Below are 15,199 nucleotides of genomic sequence, written 5' to 3' on the forward strand. Positions count from 1 at the left end.
TGCTAACGCCGCTTCCGCGCCAAATCCAGATCACGACAAAGCTGCGCCGCGCCGAGCGCAAGACGCGGTGTCGGCCGATTGATCAGATCGCCGTCGATGCCGAACAAATTGCCATGCGCGACCGCCGTCAGCGACGTCCATTGCTTCCACCGGTCGAGCGCGGGCAACGGGCGCTCGGGCTTCGTCGCGCCGGGCGTCGCGGTCACGATCGCTTCGGGGTTCGCCGCGAGCACGGCTTCGGTCGAAACGGTCGGCACGCGCGGCGCTTCGGCAGCGAACACGTTCACGCCGCCGCATAGTGCGATCACTTCGCTGAACACATTGTCGCGATTGAGCGTCATCAGCGGATCGTCCCAGACCTGATAGAACACGCGCACCGGCGGCAGTTGCGCGTACTGCGCGCGCAGTGCCGCGATATCGCGAGTGAAAGCCGTCGATGCGGCGCGCGCCGTGTCTTCCGTGCCGAGCAGCGCGCCCAGCTTGTCGATGCTCGCGGGAATATCGGCGAGGTGCTTCGGCTCGCTGAAGAAGAGCGGGATGCCGAGCGCCTTGAGCTTATCCGTCTGACGCGCCGCATTGCCATGCCGCCACACGACGATCAGATCCGGATGCAGCGCGACGATTCGCTCGAGATCGAGCGCCTTGTTGTCGCCGACGCGCGGGATCGACTGCGCTTCCTTCGGATAATCGCTATAGCTCACCGTGCCGACGATGCGCGCGCCGCCGCCCGCCGCAAACAGCAACTCGGTGACGTGCGGCGCGAGACTCACGACGCGCGTCGCGGGCGCAGGCAGCGTGACGGGAGCGCCCGTGTCGTCAGTGACGGTTATGGACGCGTGCGCGTGATTCATCGCGAAGAGGGCGGCGCATGCGCAAAGATACAGCCGTACGTTCATCCGACGATCTCCGCAAGCGCCCGTTCGAGCCGCGCCCAATCGCCTTCGCTGCCCGGCAAACCGATGCGCACACTCGGCGTCATATCGGACGGCTCGAACAGCCGCGTCCAGATTCCGCGCATCGCCAGTTCGTGTTGCAGCGACCGCGCCCGCGGCGTTTGCGTCCATGCGAACAACGGCGTGCCGCGCACCTCGAACCCATGTCGCGCGAGGATTGCAGCGAGTCGCGCGCCGTCGCGCTGCAAACGCTCGCGCGTCTCCGCCTGCCACGCATGATCGGCAAAGGCGGCCATCACCGCATGCCGCGCCGGCCCGCCGACCGTCCACGCGCCCAGCATGTCGCGCAGTGCGTCGAGCGACGCGGGCGCGGCCAGCACGAAGCCCGCGCGGATGCCCGCGAGCCCGAAGAACTTGCCGACCGAACGCAGCACGATGAGACCATCGCGGGCGGTGTCACTGGCGAGCGACGCGGCGGGATCGGCGTCGGCGAACGCTTCATCGACCATCAGCGTGCCGCCGCGCGAAGCCAGCCGCGCGTGCCAGCGCAGCAGTGTCTCCCGGTCGAGCCGCTCGGCCGTCGGGTTATTCGGATTGGCGACGATCACGTGATCGAGCGACGCAGGCAACTCCGCGCAAGCGATATCGAGCGGCACGACGCGATGCCCCGCGCGCGCGAACGCCGGCGCATATTCGCCGTACGTCAGCGGCGCGACGCCCACCGTGCCGCGATCGAGCAGATACGGCAGCGCGCGGATCGCCGCTTGCGAGCCCGCCACCGGCAGCGCGAGCGGCGCGCCGTAGTAACGCGCGGCGCAATCGGCGAGGCCGTCGTCGTCTTCGGGCAGGCGTCGCCAGGCGTCCGGCGGCACGGGCGGCACCGGATAGCCGCGCGGATTGATGCCCGTCGAGAGGTCGAGCCAGTCGTCGAGCGGTATCGAATAGCGGCGCGCGGCGTAGCGCAGATTGCCGCCGTGCGGAATCGGATCAGGCATTCGTCGTCACACTCAAAACAGCAAGGACCAGAAACACAGCGAGCCACAGCAGCACCGAACGGTCGATGAGCCGCAGCGCCGCCACGACATGCCGTGGCGTCGCGTTATGGCCCGCGCCGAGCGTCGGCCGCGCTTCGAGCACGCCGTGATAGATCGCCGCGCCGCCGATCAGCACGTTCAGGCTGCCCGCGCCCGCGGCCATCACCGGGCCGGCGTTCGGACTGTCCCACGAACGCGCCTGCGTGCGCCAGCAATGCCACGCCATGCCGGTGTCGCCGGTGAGCGCGTAGCTCGCGGCCGTGAGACGCGCGGGAACGAAGTTGAGCACGTCGTCGAAGCGCGCCGCCGCCCAGCCGAAGCGCAGATAGCGCGGCGTGCGATAACCCCACATCGCGTCGAGCGTGTTCGCAAGGCGGAACGCGAGCGCGCCGGGACCGCCCGCGATCGCGAACCAGAAGAGCGCGCCGAAGATCGCGTCGTTGCCATTCTCCAGCGCCGATTCGACCGCCGCTCGCGACAACGCCAGCTCGTCCGCCTGCGACGTATCGCGCGACACGATGCGCGACGTGAGCGTTCTCGCGCTGTCGAGATCGCCGAGACTGAGCGCCCGCGCGATCGGCGCGATGTGTTCGCGCAGGCTCTTTGCGCCGAGCGCGAACCACAGCAGCATCACATGCACGATGCATGCATACGCGAACGGCAGCACGCTCACGACGAGCCACGCGATGCAAACCGGCGGCGCGACCGCCAAGACCCACGCGAGAATCCCGGCCGGCCGCGCGCGACGCCCGGTGTTGAGCCGCGCTTCGAGCTTCGTCGCGAACTGGCCGAACGCGACGAGCGGATGCCGCCCGCGCGGCTCGCCGACGATGCGATCGACGATCACGCCGAGCACGGCGAGCAGCGACATCGCGTAGACGGAAAGAAGGAGCATGACGTTCGGGCCTTCAGCCTTTGAGCGCGAGCGGCAGGCCCGCCACCATCAACATGGCGCGCGTGCTGGCGGCCGCGACGCGCTGGTTCAGCCGGCCGAGCTCGTCCACATAGAGGCGCGTGACCGAGCCGAGCGGCACCACGCCGAGCCCGATCTCGTTGCTCACGACGATGACCTTGCCGCGCGCATCGGCGAGGGCGCGGTCGAAGGCATCGAATGCTTGGGTGGCGGCGGGCGGCAGCGTGGCGGGCTCGTCGAAGGAGGAATCGGGAGGACAGAGCAAGTTGGCGAGCCAGAGCGTGAGGCAGTCGATCAGCACGCACCGTCCCGCGCGATCCGCCTCGCGCAACGCGCCCGCGAGGTCGAGCGGCGCTTCGACGAGCGTCCAGTGCGCGGGCCGGCGCAAGCGATGATGCCGCACGCGCTCGGCGAACTCGGCATCGCCGATACGCGCCGTCGCGATGTACGTGACGGGCAGGCCGCTTTCGTCGGCGAGGCGTTCGGCGTGCGCGCTCTTGCCGGAGCGGGCGCCGCCGAGGATGAACGTGATGTCGGGGATCATCGCAATATTGTACTGACGGGCTAAGATAGCGCGTCGTTCTTCATGGGAATCCTCCGATGCCCTTCACTCCGCGCGGCACGTTGATGATTCAGGGCACTACGTCCGATGCCGGCAAGAGCACGCTCGTCGCGGGCCTGTGCCGTCTCGCGCGGCGCGGCGGCGCGCGCGTCGCGCCGTTCAAGCCGCAGAACATGGCGCTCAACAGCGCGGTGACGATCGACGGCGGCGAGATCGGCCGCGCGCAGGCGTTGCAGGCGGTGGCGGCGGGCGTGCCGGCGCGCATCGACTTCAATCCGGTGCTGCTCAAGCCGACGAGCGATCGCGGCGCGCAGGTCATCATCCACGGCCACGCGCACGCCAATCTCGACGCGCGCGCTTATCACGCGTACAAGAGCATTGCCTTCGATGCCGTCTTGCAGTCGTACGCGCGCTTGCAGGCCGAGTTCGACGCGGTGATCGTGGAAGGCGCGGGCAGTCCCGCCGAGATCAACTTGCGCGACCGCGATATCGCGAACATGGGCTTCGCCGAGCGCGTCGATTGTCCGGTCGTGCTGGTGGCGGACATCGATCGCGGCGGCGTGTTCGCGCATCTCGTCGGCACGCTCGCGTGCTTGTCGGAGAGCGAGCGTGCGCGCGTGCGCGGCTTCGTCATCAACCGGTTTCGCGGCGATATCGGCCTGTTGAAGCCGGGGCTCGACTGGCTCGAAGCGCAGACCGGCAAGCCCGTGCTCGGCGTGCTGCCGTATCTGCACGGCCTGACGCTCGATGCCGAAGACATGCTGCCGCGTGATTCCCGTACGCCGAGCGAAAACGCGGCGCTGAAGGTGATCGTGCCCGCGTTGCCGCGCATCAGCAATCACACGGACTTCGATGCGCTGCGGGCGCATCCTCAGGTCGATTTCGAGTATGTGCGCGCGGGCGTCGCGCCGCCGCCTGCGGATCTGATCGTGCTGCCGGGGTCGAAAAGCGTGCAGCGCGATCTCGCGTGGCTGCGCGAGCACGGCTGGGATCGCGCGATTACCCGGCATCTTCGATACGGCGGGAAAGTGCTCGGTATTTGCGGCGGCATGCAGATGCTCGGCCGCGAGATCGACGATCCGGATGGCGTGGAAAGCGCGGCGGGGCGTGTTGCGGGTCTCGGCCTGCTCGATCTGTACACGGTGCTCACGCCGCAGAAGCAGCTGGAGAACGTCACTGGACGGCTCCTGATCGGCACGATGAAAGCGCCCGTGCGCGGCTACGAGATTCACATGGGCCGCACGAGCGGCGCGGCGCTGGACCGGCCTTTGGTCGCGCTGGATTCGGGGCGCGTCGATGGCGCCGTATCGGACGATGGACAAATCGCCGCGACGTATCTGCACGGCGTCTTCGATACGCCCGAAGCCTGCGCCGCGCTGCTCGCGTGGGCGGGCGTCGATGATGCCGTGCCGCTCGACTATCCCGCGCTGCGCGAGGCGTCGCTGGACCGGCTCGCGGATGCGTTCGCGAAGTCGCTCGATATGGATGCGGTGGCGGCGTTGTTCGCCTGAACGCGTCAATACAAAATCATCTGCGTACACCGAAACATCGCGATCAGCTTGCCGTCGCCGTTCGTCACCGTCGCGTCCCAGACGTGCGTGCTGCGTCCGAGATGCACGGCGCTTGCCTTCGCGACGATCTTCCCCTCGCGCGCCGTCGAAACGTGGTTGCTCTTGAGTTCGAGCGTCGTGAAGTTCTGCGCCTTCTCCGGCAGATGCGCGATGCACGCGTAGCCGCAGCAGGTATCCGCGAGCCCGACGACGGTCGCCGCGTGCAGAAAGCCGTTGGGCGCGAGCAGTTCCGGGCGGATCACGAGTTCGCCGGTGAGCGCGCCTTCATCGAGCGAAAGCAACTGAATGCCGAGCAGATCGGGCAGGCGGCCTTTCTGGCGGTTGCGCAGGAAATCGAGCGTGACGTCGGGGCGTAGCGGCATGAGCGGTCATCCGGTCGAGTAGAGAAAGCGCGCGCCATTGGCCAACCGGCTAGCGTGCCGCGCGTGTCGTTTGCCGATATTATCAACGGCTCGAATCATGTATCCGTTCTATAACGACGAAACCGTGCGCGCGGCTTCCGCACTTTCTCGCGCGCCGTACAAATATCAGGACATTCCATGACCGTGATCGTGGTGGCAAATCCGAAAGGCGGCGTCGGCAAAAGCACGCTCGCAACGAATCTGGCAGGCTATTTCGCCGCGAACGGCGAATGGGTCGCGCTCGCCGATCTCGACAAACAGCGCTCGGCGCACGGCTGGCTTTCGCTGCGCGTCGACACGCTGCCGAAAATCGAGGAATGGGACGTGAATCCCGATGCGCCCGCGAAGCCGCCGAAAGGTCTGGAAAAAGCCATCGTCGATACACCGGCCGGCGTGCACGGCAACCGGCTCGCGCTTGCGCTGCAACTGGCCGACAAGGTCATCGTGCCGTTGCAGCCGTCCATGTTCGACATTCTCGCGACGCAGGACTTTCTCGCGAAGCTGGCGAAGGAAAAGGCGGTGCGCAAAGGTTCGATACAAGTGGGCGTGGTCGGCATGCGCGTCGATGCGCGCACGCGCTCGGCGGACCAATTGCATCGTTTCGTGGAAGGGCTTGATCTGCCGGTGCTGGCCTTTCTGCGCGATACGCAGAACTACGTGCAACTCGCCGCGCACGGTCTCACCATCTGGGATGTCGCGCAAAGCCGCGTCGAGAAAGATCTGGAGCAGTGGCAGCCGATCATCGACTGGGCGCAGAAGAAATGAAAAGCCGGCGCTCCATGACGGATGCGCCGGCTTCGTGCGGGCAAAGCTCCGACGATTTACGTCCAGTTCTGCGTCGGCACGTGATCGCGGCTCCCCTTGATGCGGTTGTTGTCATCGACGAACACGAGATTCGGCTTCCAGCCCGCCGCGATCTCTTGTTCGTCCACCTGCGCGAATGCCGCGATGATGACGAGATCGCCCAGTTGCGCGCGCCGCGCGGCCGATCCGTTCAGCGAAATCATGCCGCTGCCGCGCTCGCCCTTGATCGCGTACGTGGTCAGGCGCTCGCCGTTATTCACGTTCCAGATGTCGATCTGCTCGTTCTCCAGGAGATTCGCCGCTTCGAGCAGATCCTCGTCGATGGCGCACGAGCCTTCGTAATGCAGCTCGCAGTGCGTGACCGTCGCGCGATGAATCTTCGATTTGAGCATGGTGCGTTGCATGTTGCGGACTTCCTTCAGATTTCCAGATTGTCGATGAGGCGCGTCGCGCCGAGCTTGGCCGCCGCGAGCACGACGAGCGGCGCATCCGCGTCTGCCTCGCCCGGCGCGAGCAGGTCGGCGCGCTTGCGCACGCTCACGTAGTCGGGCTTCCAGCCGCGCTCGGCGAGCGCGTTCATGGCGTCGCGTTCCAGCGCGGCGATATCGCGATTGCCCGACAGCACGGCTTCGCGCACGCGCTGCAGTTGCGCGGCAAGCTGCGGCGCTTCGGCGCGTTCGGCAGGCGACAAAAAGCGGTTGCGCGATGACAGCGCGAGGCCGTCTTCGTCGCGCACGGTTTCGGCAGCGACGATCTCCGTCGGCAGGGCGAACTGGTGGCACATCTGCCGCACGATCATCAACTGCTGATAGTCCTTCTTGCCGAATACCGCGACGCGCGGCTGCACGCACGACATCAGCTTCATCACGACGGTACACACGCCATGAAAGAAGCCGGGGCGGAATTCGCCTTCCAGAATGTCGCCGAGATTGTGCGGCGGATGCACGCGATACTGCTGCGGCTCCGGGTACATGTCTTTTTCGGTCGGCGCGAACAGCACGTAGACGTTCTCGCTTTGCAGCTTTTCGATGTCGTCCTGCAATGTGCGCGGATATTTGTCGAAGTCTTCGTTCGGCCCGAATTGCAGGCGGTTCACGAAGATGCTCGCGACCACGGGATCGCCGTGCTGACGCGCGAGCCGCATCAGCGAGAGATGGCCTTCGTGAAGATTGCCCATCGTCGGGACGAAGGCGGTTCGGTTCTGGCCGCGCAACTGGTCGCGCAGTTCATGGATCGAGCTGATGACTTTCATCGAGCGGGTGTCTCCTGGCGGGCGGCGAAAAAATCGGCTGCCCCGGGGCAAATGTGGGAGAAAAGCGGGTTCTTAGGCAGGAGAGTACGCCAGCCGGACGTAGATGGGCGCATACGGCTCGGCCTGCGTGATTTCGAGCAGCGATTCGCGCGACAACTCCAGCATCGCGATGAAGTTCACGACGACCACCGGCACGCCGCGCGACGTATCGAAAAGCTCCGTGAACTCCATGAAGCGCGCAGTTTGCAGGCGGCGCAGGATGATGCTCATGTGCTCGCGCACCGAAAGCTCTTCGCGCGAAATCTTGTGATGCTGCACGAGCTTCGCGCGCTTGATGACGTCGGCCCAGGCGGCGCGCAGGTCGTTCATGTCCACGTCCGGGAACCGTTGCACCGACGCCTGTTCGATATACACCTCCGCGCGCAGGAAGTCGCGGCCGAGTTGCGGCAACTGGTCGATGCGCTGCGCCGCGAGCTTCATCTGCTCGTATTCGAGCAGCCGGCGCACGAGTTCGGCGCGCGGGTCTTCGGCGTCCTCGCCGGTGTCGGCCTTCTTGACCGGCAGCAGCATGCGCGACTTGATCTCGATGAGCATGGCCGCCATCAGCAGATATTCCGACGCCAGTTCCAGATTCGACTGGCGAATCTGGTCCACGTAGCCGAGATACTGCGCGGTGACATCCGCCATCGGAATGTCGAGCACGTTGAAATTCTGCTTGCGGATCAGGTAGAGCAACAGGTCGAGCGGGCCTTCGAACGCTTCCAGAAAGACTTCGAGCGCGTCGGGCGGGATGTAGAGATCCGTCGGCAGCTTCCAGAGCGGCTCGCCGTACAGATGCGCGATCGCGACGCCGTCGATGGTGTCGGGCGTCGAATCGGTCGCGGGCGCGGCGAGCGCCACGTCGCGAGTTTCGCGTGCATCGCGCGCATCTTCCCGCGCTGCTTGCGGCTCGTGGCCGGCGTTCACGTTCAGAAGTTCTGGTAGTACACGTAAGGCGTCTGCTTCACGCGCGAGGTCTGCTGACGCGCGCGCTCGTCCAGATCGACGGGCTGTTTGTCCCACAAGAGCGCGCGGCCGCGGCGCTGTTCGTCTTCCAGCGTGGGTTTCTGCGCTTTCAGCTGATTGATGAACTGGGTGATGTCCGACTGATACATGATCCGGCTTCCGTTGAGTCGATTCGGTTCGATGAGGGCGGCGCGCCCGGGCAAACGGGCGCGCGAGTTCGTCGGCGATTTTACCGCAAGGAGAGGCGCGGTCCACGCATATCGGCGCTTGCCGCGCTTGCGTACGGAACCCGCCGGGCCCTCGAGCCGTCCAACGGCGCACGGCTCTCGCGCCGTACCGTGCTTTTTTACGTCGCCCGCGCGCATCGATGTGGTGAAATAGCGCCTGCGCCGTGCGGCGCGAGCCGCACCGAAGCCGCGCGAACCGCGCCGAAGCCGCACCCGCTGGACCGCTTCACCTTTCGATTCCCACTCATCCCGATGCCGGAGGTCACGTTTGGCGGGGCGTTTGTCTGATTCGCTGCGCGCGCTGCGCAACCTGGCCGCAACCCCGCGCACAGCGAAACCGTTTGCGCCTCCTGGCCGCCATCGCCCGGCCGCCGTCGCCGGGTTCCGTCTGGCGTCGGCTGCGCTCGCGGTGCTTGCATTGCTCGCGGCCGCGACGCCCGCCTTCGCGAAATACGACGTGGACATCGACGCCCCGCGCAGCATCAAGAAGCTGTTGCAGGATCATCTCGACCTCGCGCGTTTCGCCAAGCGCGACGACGTGAGCGACGACCAGTTCCAGTTCCTCGTCACCGCGACGCCGAAAGACGTGCGCGATCTCGTCGCGACCGAGGGCTATTTCACGCCGGTCGTGCGCACGGACGTCAACACGGCGGGCGAGAAGCGTTCGGTGAAAGTCAGCGTCGATCCGGGTCCGCAGACGAAAGTCGCTTCGGTGGACCTGAAGTTCACGGGCGCGGTGACGACGGAAGACCGCGCACAGGAAAACGCCGCGCGTTTCGCGTTTTCGGTCAACGAAGGCGACGCCTTTTCCCAGCACGCCTGGGACGACGCAAAGAGCGCGGCGCTGCGCGCGCTGCAATCGCGCCGCTATCTCGGCGCGCGCATCGTGCGGTCGCAGGCGCGCATCAATCCGCGCACGCAGATGGCGGATCTCTCGGTCACGTTCGACAGCGGCCCGACTTTCACCTTCGGCAAGCTCGATATCAGCGGCACGAAGCGTTATCCGCAGAAGATCATCGAAAACGTGAATCCGATCCACGAAGGCGAGATCTACGACATCGCCCGCGTCAACGAGCTTCAGCGGCAGGTGCAGAACACGCCGTATTACGCGAGCGTCGCGATCGACGCGAGCAACGACGTCACGAAGCCTATCGAGACGCCGCTGCATATCAAGGTGAGCGAGTATCCGTACAACAGCGTGCGCTACGGCGTCGGCTACGCGACGGACACGGGCTTTCACATTCAGGGCGCTTACAGCTATCTGAATACGTTCGGCGCGGCGTATCCGTTCACCATTTCCGGACGCCTCGACCAGACGCAGCAGTACGGCCGCGTGCAGCTCGCCATGCCGCCGGATTCGCGCGGCTGGGTCAACGCCGTGTTCGGCTCCTACACGATCACGGACGTATCCGATACGAAGATCTACAGCGCGCGCGTCGGCGTGCAGCGTTCGCGTTCGACGCAGAACATCGACACCACGTATTCGCTGACCTTTTACGACGACCGTCTCACGCAGAACGAGCCGAACCCGTCGACCGCGCGCGCGCTCGTGCCGGCGTGGACGTGGGTGCGCCGCGACGTCGACGATCCGCTGTTCCCGCGCCGCGGCAACGTGATACGGGCGGAAGCGGGATTTGCGGTGAAGAATGTCATGACCGATCAGACGTTCGCGCGTCTCTACACGAACGCGCAGCAGTACCTGCCGCTCGGCAAGAACGATCTGCTGGTGTTTCGCGCCGAGTTCGGCGGCGTGTTCACCACCGGGCCGTCGAGCGGCGTGCCGGCATCGTTGCTGTTCCGCGCGGGCGGCGCGAATTCGGTGCGCGGTTATAGCTATCTGGGTATCGGCCACAATTTGTCCGGTTCGGTGTTGCCGACGAAGTACATGGTGACGGGCAGCAGCGAATATCAGCACTGGTTCACGCACGACTGGGGCGGCGCGGTGTTCTTCGACATCGGCACGGCGACCGATACGTGGCACGAGCGCGTGTTCCAGCCGGGCGTGGGCGTCGGCGCGCGCTGGCGCAGCCCGGTCGGGCCGGTCAACGTGGACGTCGCCTACGGCCTGAAGAACAAGAGCATCAAGCCGTATCTGACGCTCGGCATCGCGTTCTGAGCACGCCATGAGCGATCTTCCCGACAACGAACGCATGACGGAACCCGACGCGCAGGCCGGCGGCAACGGCAATGACGCTGACAACGCGCCGAAGACGCCGCGCCGCAGCGGCGGGCGGCGCGCGCTACGCTGGCTCGCGGCGCTGGTGCTCGTCACTCTGATTATCGTCGTGCTGGCGCTCGGCACGGTCTTCTTCGCGCTCACGACCGAGCAGGGCACGCGCTATCTGTGGCAGGCGGCGACCTCGCTCCTCGGCGGCCGGCTGACCGGCAAGCTGGACGGCGGCGCGGTCGCCACGGGCCTGCAATTGCGCGATGTCCACTGGAAGAGTCTCGACGGCAAGGGCACCGACATCGCCGTCGACAGCGTGTCGGGCCGCTGGTCGCTCACGCGCGATCCGCTGCGCTTTACCATCGACTATCTGCATGTCGGCACCATCGACGCGCGCATCGCGCCATCGAACGAGCCGAGCAAGAAGACGGAACTGCCGAAGGATTTGCGCCTGCCGATCCAGCTCGCGATCCGCGATCTGAGCGTCGAAAAGCTGCGGCTGCATCAGGGGACGACGACCACTGAGTTCTCGCGCCTGCTCTTCAACGGGCGCAGCGACGGACGGCATCACGAGGCGACGGTGCAGCGTCTCGACACGCCGTTCGGCGCCGTGACGGCGGCCGCGAAGCTCGACGGCGGCGCGCGGCCGTTTCCGCTCACGGGCGATGTGACCTACGCGGGCAAGGTCAGCGGCGAGACGGTGCAGGTCGGCGCGCGCCTTTCGGGCTCGCTCGAAGACCTCGTCGCCGACGTGAATGCGAGCGGCCTCAAGCTCGCGGGCCAGGCGCACGTCGAAGCGACGCCCTTCGCCGACGTGCCGCTCAAGCTCGCCATCGTCACCGCCGATCACATCAATCCGCAGGCGTTCAGCGCGGGCGCGCCCGCCGCCGATCTCGCCGTGCGCGCCGAAGTGAAGCCTGAGCCGGACGCGAAAACCTTCGTGGTGAGCGGGCCGGTGTCGATCGTCAATGCGAAGCCCGGTTCCATCGACAAGAAGCTGCTGCCGCTCATCGACGCCCGCGCCAACGTGCGGCTCGACGCGTCGGCGCAGCGCATCGCGGACCTGAACGTGCGGCTTCTGAAGAACGCGACGATCACGGGCGGCGGCGCGCTGTCGGGCGGCAACGGACAGTTCGACCTGAACGTGGCGAAGCTCGATCTGAACGCCATCGAGCCGAGCGTGCGGCCGACGGACTTCGCGGGTCCGGTGCGCGTCGTGCTGGCGGGCGATACGCAAACCGTCACCGCCGATCTGAACGATCCGCGCGCCGCGATCCGCGCGCAGGCGAAGGTGAAACTCGATCCGAAAGCGACCACGCTCGACGACGTGAAGCTGATCGTCGGGAAAGGCCGTGTGGAGGCGAGCGGCGCGCTGAAGAAAGACGCGAATTCGAGCTACGACGTGAAAGCGAAGTTTATCGACTTCAATCCGCTGCAACTGACGCAGCAACTCATTCAGCCGAAGCCCGCCGCGAAGAAAGGACCGCCGCCGCGCGTGATCGAGGCTCGCGTGAACGGCACGCTCGCGGCGACGGGCATGCTTGCGCCGACGCTCACGACGAAAGCCACGTTCAAGCTGAACGACAGCACCTACGACAACCTGCCGCTCACCGGCGCGGGCACGGTACAGGTGGCGGGCATGCGCCTGCTGCCGAGCACGGCGCAGCTCTCGATTGCTGGCAACGATGTCGACCTGAACGGCAGTTTCGGCGCGCCCGGCGACCGGCTGCGCTTTCGCGTCGACGCGCCGCAGCTGGAGCGGCTCGGCTTCGGCATCGCGGGCACCGTGAAGGCGGACGGCGATCTCACGGGCTCGCTCGCGCATCCGAATGTCGCGGCCAACTATCAGGCCGATGGCGTCGTGTTCGGCGCGAACCGGCTCGGCCACGCGGAAGGCCGCGCCGATATCCGCGACGGCGCAAACGGCGCGCTGAACTTCACGCTGAAGGCGCGCGACGCGAGCACGACGGGCATCGAAGTCGCCACGCTCGACGCCAATCTCAACGGCACGCGCATGCAGCACACGCTCGCGGTCACCGCCACCGGCAAGGTGCAGGGTCAGGCGGTGAATCTGGCGCTCGGCGCAAACGGCAAGTTCACTGACGCCGCCGACGGCCCGCACTGGGACGGCGCCATCACGAAGCTGTCGAACAAGGGCACGCCGTCGGTGAATCTCGAAGCGCCGCTCGCGGTGAGCTACGGGCCAAAGCGCATCGTGCTCGGCGCGACGCGGCTCGTCGCGGAGGGCGCGGTGCTCAATCTCAAGTCGTTCGCGCTGGAGAACGGGCGCATGCAATCGGCCGGCACGCTCACGAATCTCTCAGTGCCGCGTTTGATGGAAGTGCGGCGCGAGATGACCGGCGAGGAATCGTCGCTGCGCACGGACCTCGTTTTCGACGGCGACTGGAACTTCTCGCTCGGCTCGACGGCGACCGGCTACGCGCAGATCAAACGCCGCGCCGGGGACGTGACCATCGACGGCACGCGCGGCGTCGCGGCGCTCGGCATTTCGGATATCGTCGCGCGCGCGGATTTCACCGGCGGCAATCGCCTGAACGCGGCCCTGCACGCGCAGGCAAGCCGCATCGGCGTGATCGACGCGAACGCGCACACGACGCTCGTTACCCGCGACGGCGCGCTCACCGTCGCGGACGAAGCGCCGCTCACCGGCGCCATCGACGCGAACATTCCCGAACTGCGCACGACCGGCGGCCTGCTCGGCGCCAACTATCTGCTTGGCGGCAAGATTGCGCTGAAACTGACGATCGCGGGCATCGTCGCGAAGCCCACGCTCTCCGGTTCGCTGACGGGCGACAACGTGTCGGCGACGGTCGTGGATCAGGGCGTGCAGTTGAAGGACGGCATCATCCGGATTGCGCTGTCGGAGAATCTCGTCGACTTCCGGCAGGTGGAGTTCCACGGCGCGAGCGGCACCTTGCGCGCGACCGGCAAGGTGCGGCTGGATCAGCAGCAGCCCGATCTGACGGCGAGCATCATCGCGGACAAGCTCGAACTTTTCGCGTCGCCGGACCGGCAACTCATGCTCTCGGGCAGCGCGAGCATCGCGAATGCGGGCCTGCAGGGCGGCATGGCGATCAACGGCAAGTTCACCGTCGATCACGGATTGTTCGACTTGCCGGAAAGCTCGGCGCCCGCGCTGGGGGACGACGTCGTGGTCATGCGTCCGGACGGCACCGTGAAGGGCGAGAACGGGAAATCGTTCGAAGCCGCGACGGAGAAACCGGTCGGGCCGTTCACGCCGCGCGCGAATATCGATATCGACCTCGGGCAGCGGTTCCGCTTCAAGGGCGCGGGCGCCGACCTCGGGCTTGCCGGCACGATCACCGCGATGAGCGCGCCGAACATGCCGCTGCGCGCGGTGGGCAACGTGCGCGTGACGCCCGGATCGACCTACACGGCGTTCGGCCGCAAGCTGAACATCGAGAACGGCTTCTTCACGTTCAACGGCCCGGTGACGAATCCCGGCCTGAATATTCTCGCGATGCGCCGCAATCAGGAAATCGAGGCGGGCGTGCAGGTGACGGGCACCGTGCAGTCGCCGGTGGCGAAGCTCATTTCGGAGCCGAACGTGCCGGACAACGAAAAGCTCTCGTGGCTGCTCTTCGGCCACGGCACGGATCAGGGTAACAACATCGGTCAGCAAAGCGCGATGACGAGCGCGCTCGCGCTTCTTGGCGGGTCGAGCGGCAAGCGCATCGCGCAGACCTTCGGGCTGGACGAGTTCTCCATCGGATCGAGCGAAGTCGGCCTGACCGACCAGCAGGTCGTGCTGATTTCGAAAGCGATCAACGAGCGGCTCGTGATCGGCTACGAGCAGGGGCTGCAGTCGGCGGCCAACGCGGTCAAGGCGACGTTGAGCCTGTCGCGCTTCTGGTCAGTGACGGCGTATGGCGGCACGTATCAGGGCGTCGATCTGTCTTATACGCGGCGTTTCAATTCGTGGATGCGGCTCTTTGCATCGACCTCGTCGGACTCGCGTTCGGCGGAGCAGCCTTCGGCGGCATCGGGCGCGTCGGGCGTGTCGGCGCCGTTCGGGGCATCGGCGACGGCGGTGGATTCGGAGTGAGCGGCGCGCGTCGCGGAGAAAGACAGGTTCTTGGCAGGCCTTTCGGTATCGTTTGTGACAGGCTCATTCGGCCATGAAGCGACGTTCGTCCGTCACGTCGATCGGACGTCCAGATGTCAGCTGCCCCTAGTAAGCGGCAAACTTGAGCCGTTGCGCAGGTCCGGCGAGGTTGACTCGGAGCTCGCGCGCTTCGTCGAAAGTGCCGTGCTCTCGTGTAACTCGCTCTATGTGTGGCCTGCGACGCCCGAATCGCCGTAGTCGAACTGTCTGCAGCTATGGAAAT

General features: G+C 66.3%; 13 protein-coding genes. 4 read left to right on the top strand and 9 right to left on the bottom strand.

The features are described from left to right. Positions 1-2 precede the first annotated feature (2 nt). From HWX53_RS04890 to cobU, 4 genes are read right to left on the bottom strand one after another with little or no spacing between them, the layout of a single operon-like run. Positions 3-896, bottom strand: a complete 894-nt coding sequence (locus HWX53_RS04890; RefSeq protein WP_175939693.1) for a cobalamin-binding protein — start codon at positions 894-896, stop codon at positions 3-5. After that, a complete protein-coding gene (cobD, locus tag HWX53_RS04895; RefSeq protein ID WP_175939694.1) occupies positions 893-1,888 on the bottom strand; it encodes a threonine-phosphate decarboxylase CobD in 996 nt (331 codons plus the stop codon). The genes HWX53_RS04890 and cobD overlap by 4 nt, the downstream gene beginning before the upstream one ends. Continuing rightward, a complete protein-coding gene (gene cbiB / locus HWX53_RS04900; protein ID WP_175939695.1) occupies positions 1,881-2,822 on the bottom strand; it encodes an adenosylcobinamide-phosphate synthase CbiB in 942 nt (313 codons plus the stop codon). The genes cobD and cbiB overlap by 8 nt, the downstream gene beginning before the upstream one ends. A gap of 13 nt (positions 2,823-2,835) precedes the next feature. Then, entirely contained in the window at positions 2,836-3,384 is a 549-nt protein-coding gene (gene cobU / locus HWX53_RS04905; protein WP_175939696.1) for a bifunctional adenosylcobinamide kinase/adenosylcobinamide-phosphate guanylyltransferase, read from the bottom strand. Between the two features lie 56 nt (positions 3,385-3,440). On the opposite strand from cobU, the gene HWX53_RS04910 reads away from it, so the two are divergent. After that, positions 3,441-4,913 (top strand): cobyric acid synthase, encoded by a 1,473-nt coding sequence (locus HWX53_RS04910; RefSeq protein WP_175939697.1) that lies wholly within the window; start codon positions 3,441-3,443, stop codon positions 4,911-4,913. A 5-nt stretch (positions 4,914-4,918) separates the two neighbouring features. Here HWX53_RS04910 and HWX53_RS04915 read toward each other — a convergent pair whose 3' ends face one another. Further along, entirely contained in the window at positions 4,919-5,335 is a 417-nt protein-coding gene (locus HWX53_RS04915; RefSeq protein WP_175939698.1) for a PaaI family thioesterase, read from the bottom strand. Positions 5,336-5,512: 177 nt separating this feature from the next. Here HWX53_RS04915 and HWX53_RS04920 point away from each other — a divergent pair, with 177 nt between their 5' ends. Beyond that, positions 5,513-6,139 (top strand): ParA family protein, encoded by a 627-nt coding sequence (locus HWX53_RS04920; protein ID WP_175939699.1) that lies wholly within the window; start codon positions 5,513-5,515, stop codon positions 6,137-6,139. Positions 6,140-6,195: 56 nt separating this feature from the next. Here the strand turns inward: HWX53_RS04920 and panD are convergent, their stop codons facing one another. The 4 genes from panD to HWX53_RS04940 form a co-directional block, all read right to left on the bottom strand. Beyond that, positions 6,196-6,582 (bottom strand): aspartate 1-decarboxylase, encoded by a 387-nt coding sequence (gene panD / locus HWX53_RS04925; RefSeq protein ID WP_175939700.1) that lies wholly within the window; start codon positions 6,580-6,582, stop codon positions 6,196-6,198. Between the two features lie 14 nt (positions 6,583-6,596). Beyond that, positions 6,597-7,430 carry a pantoate--beta-alanine ligase gene (gene panC / locus HWX53_RS04930; protein WP_175939701.1) on the bottom strand — a complete coding sequence of 278 codons (834 nt, stop codon included), beginning with the start codon at positions 7,428-7,430 and terminating at the stop codon, positions 6,597-6,599. Positions 7,431-7,502: 72 nt separating this feature from the next. Further along, on the bottom strand, positions 7,503-8,330 hold the full coding sequence (locus tag HWX53_RS04935) for a ScpA family protein (protein ID WP_175940607.1): 828 nt from the start codon (positions 8,328-8,330) through the stop codon (positions 7,503-7,505). 68 nt (positions 8,331-8,398) lie between these two features. Further along, a complete protein-coding gene (locus tag HWX53_RS04940) occupies positions 8,399-8,587 on the bottom strand; it encodes a DUF3460 family protein (RefSeq protein ID WP_175940608.1) in 189 nt (62 codons plus the stop codon). A 484-nt stretch (positions 8,588-9,071) separates the two neighbouring features. Between HWX53_RS04940 and HWX53_RS04945 the strand changes: the two genes are divergently transcribed. Beyond that, complete coding sequence (locus HWX53_RS04945; RefSeq protein WP_244139996.1) at positions 9,072-10,778, top strand: autotransporter assembly complex family protein; 1,707 nt, start codon at positions 9,072-9,074, stop codon at positions 10,776-10,778. A 7-nt stretch (positions 10,779-10,785) separates the two neighbouring features. Further along, on the top strand, positions 10,786-14,916 hold the full coding sequence (locus tag HWX53_RS04950; RefSeq protein WP_175939702.1) for a translocation/assembly module TamB domain-containing protein: 4,131 nt from the start codon (positions 10,786-10,788) through the stop codon (positions 14,914-14,916). Positions 14,917-15,199 lie beyond the last annotated feature (283 nt).

The sequence above is a fragment of the Caballeronia sp. BCC1704 genome, assembly GCF_902833455.1.
Taxonomy (GTDB): Bacteria; Pseudomonadota; Gammaproteobacteria; order Burkholderiales; family Burkholderiaceae; genus Caballeronia.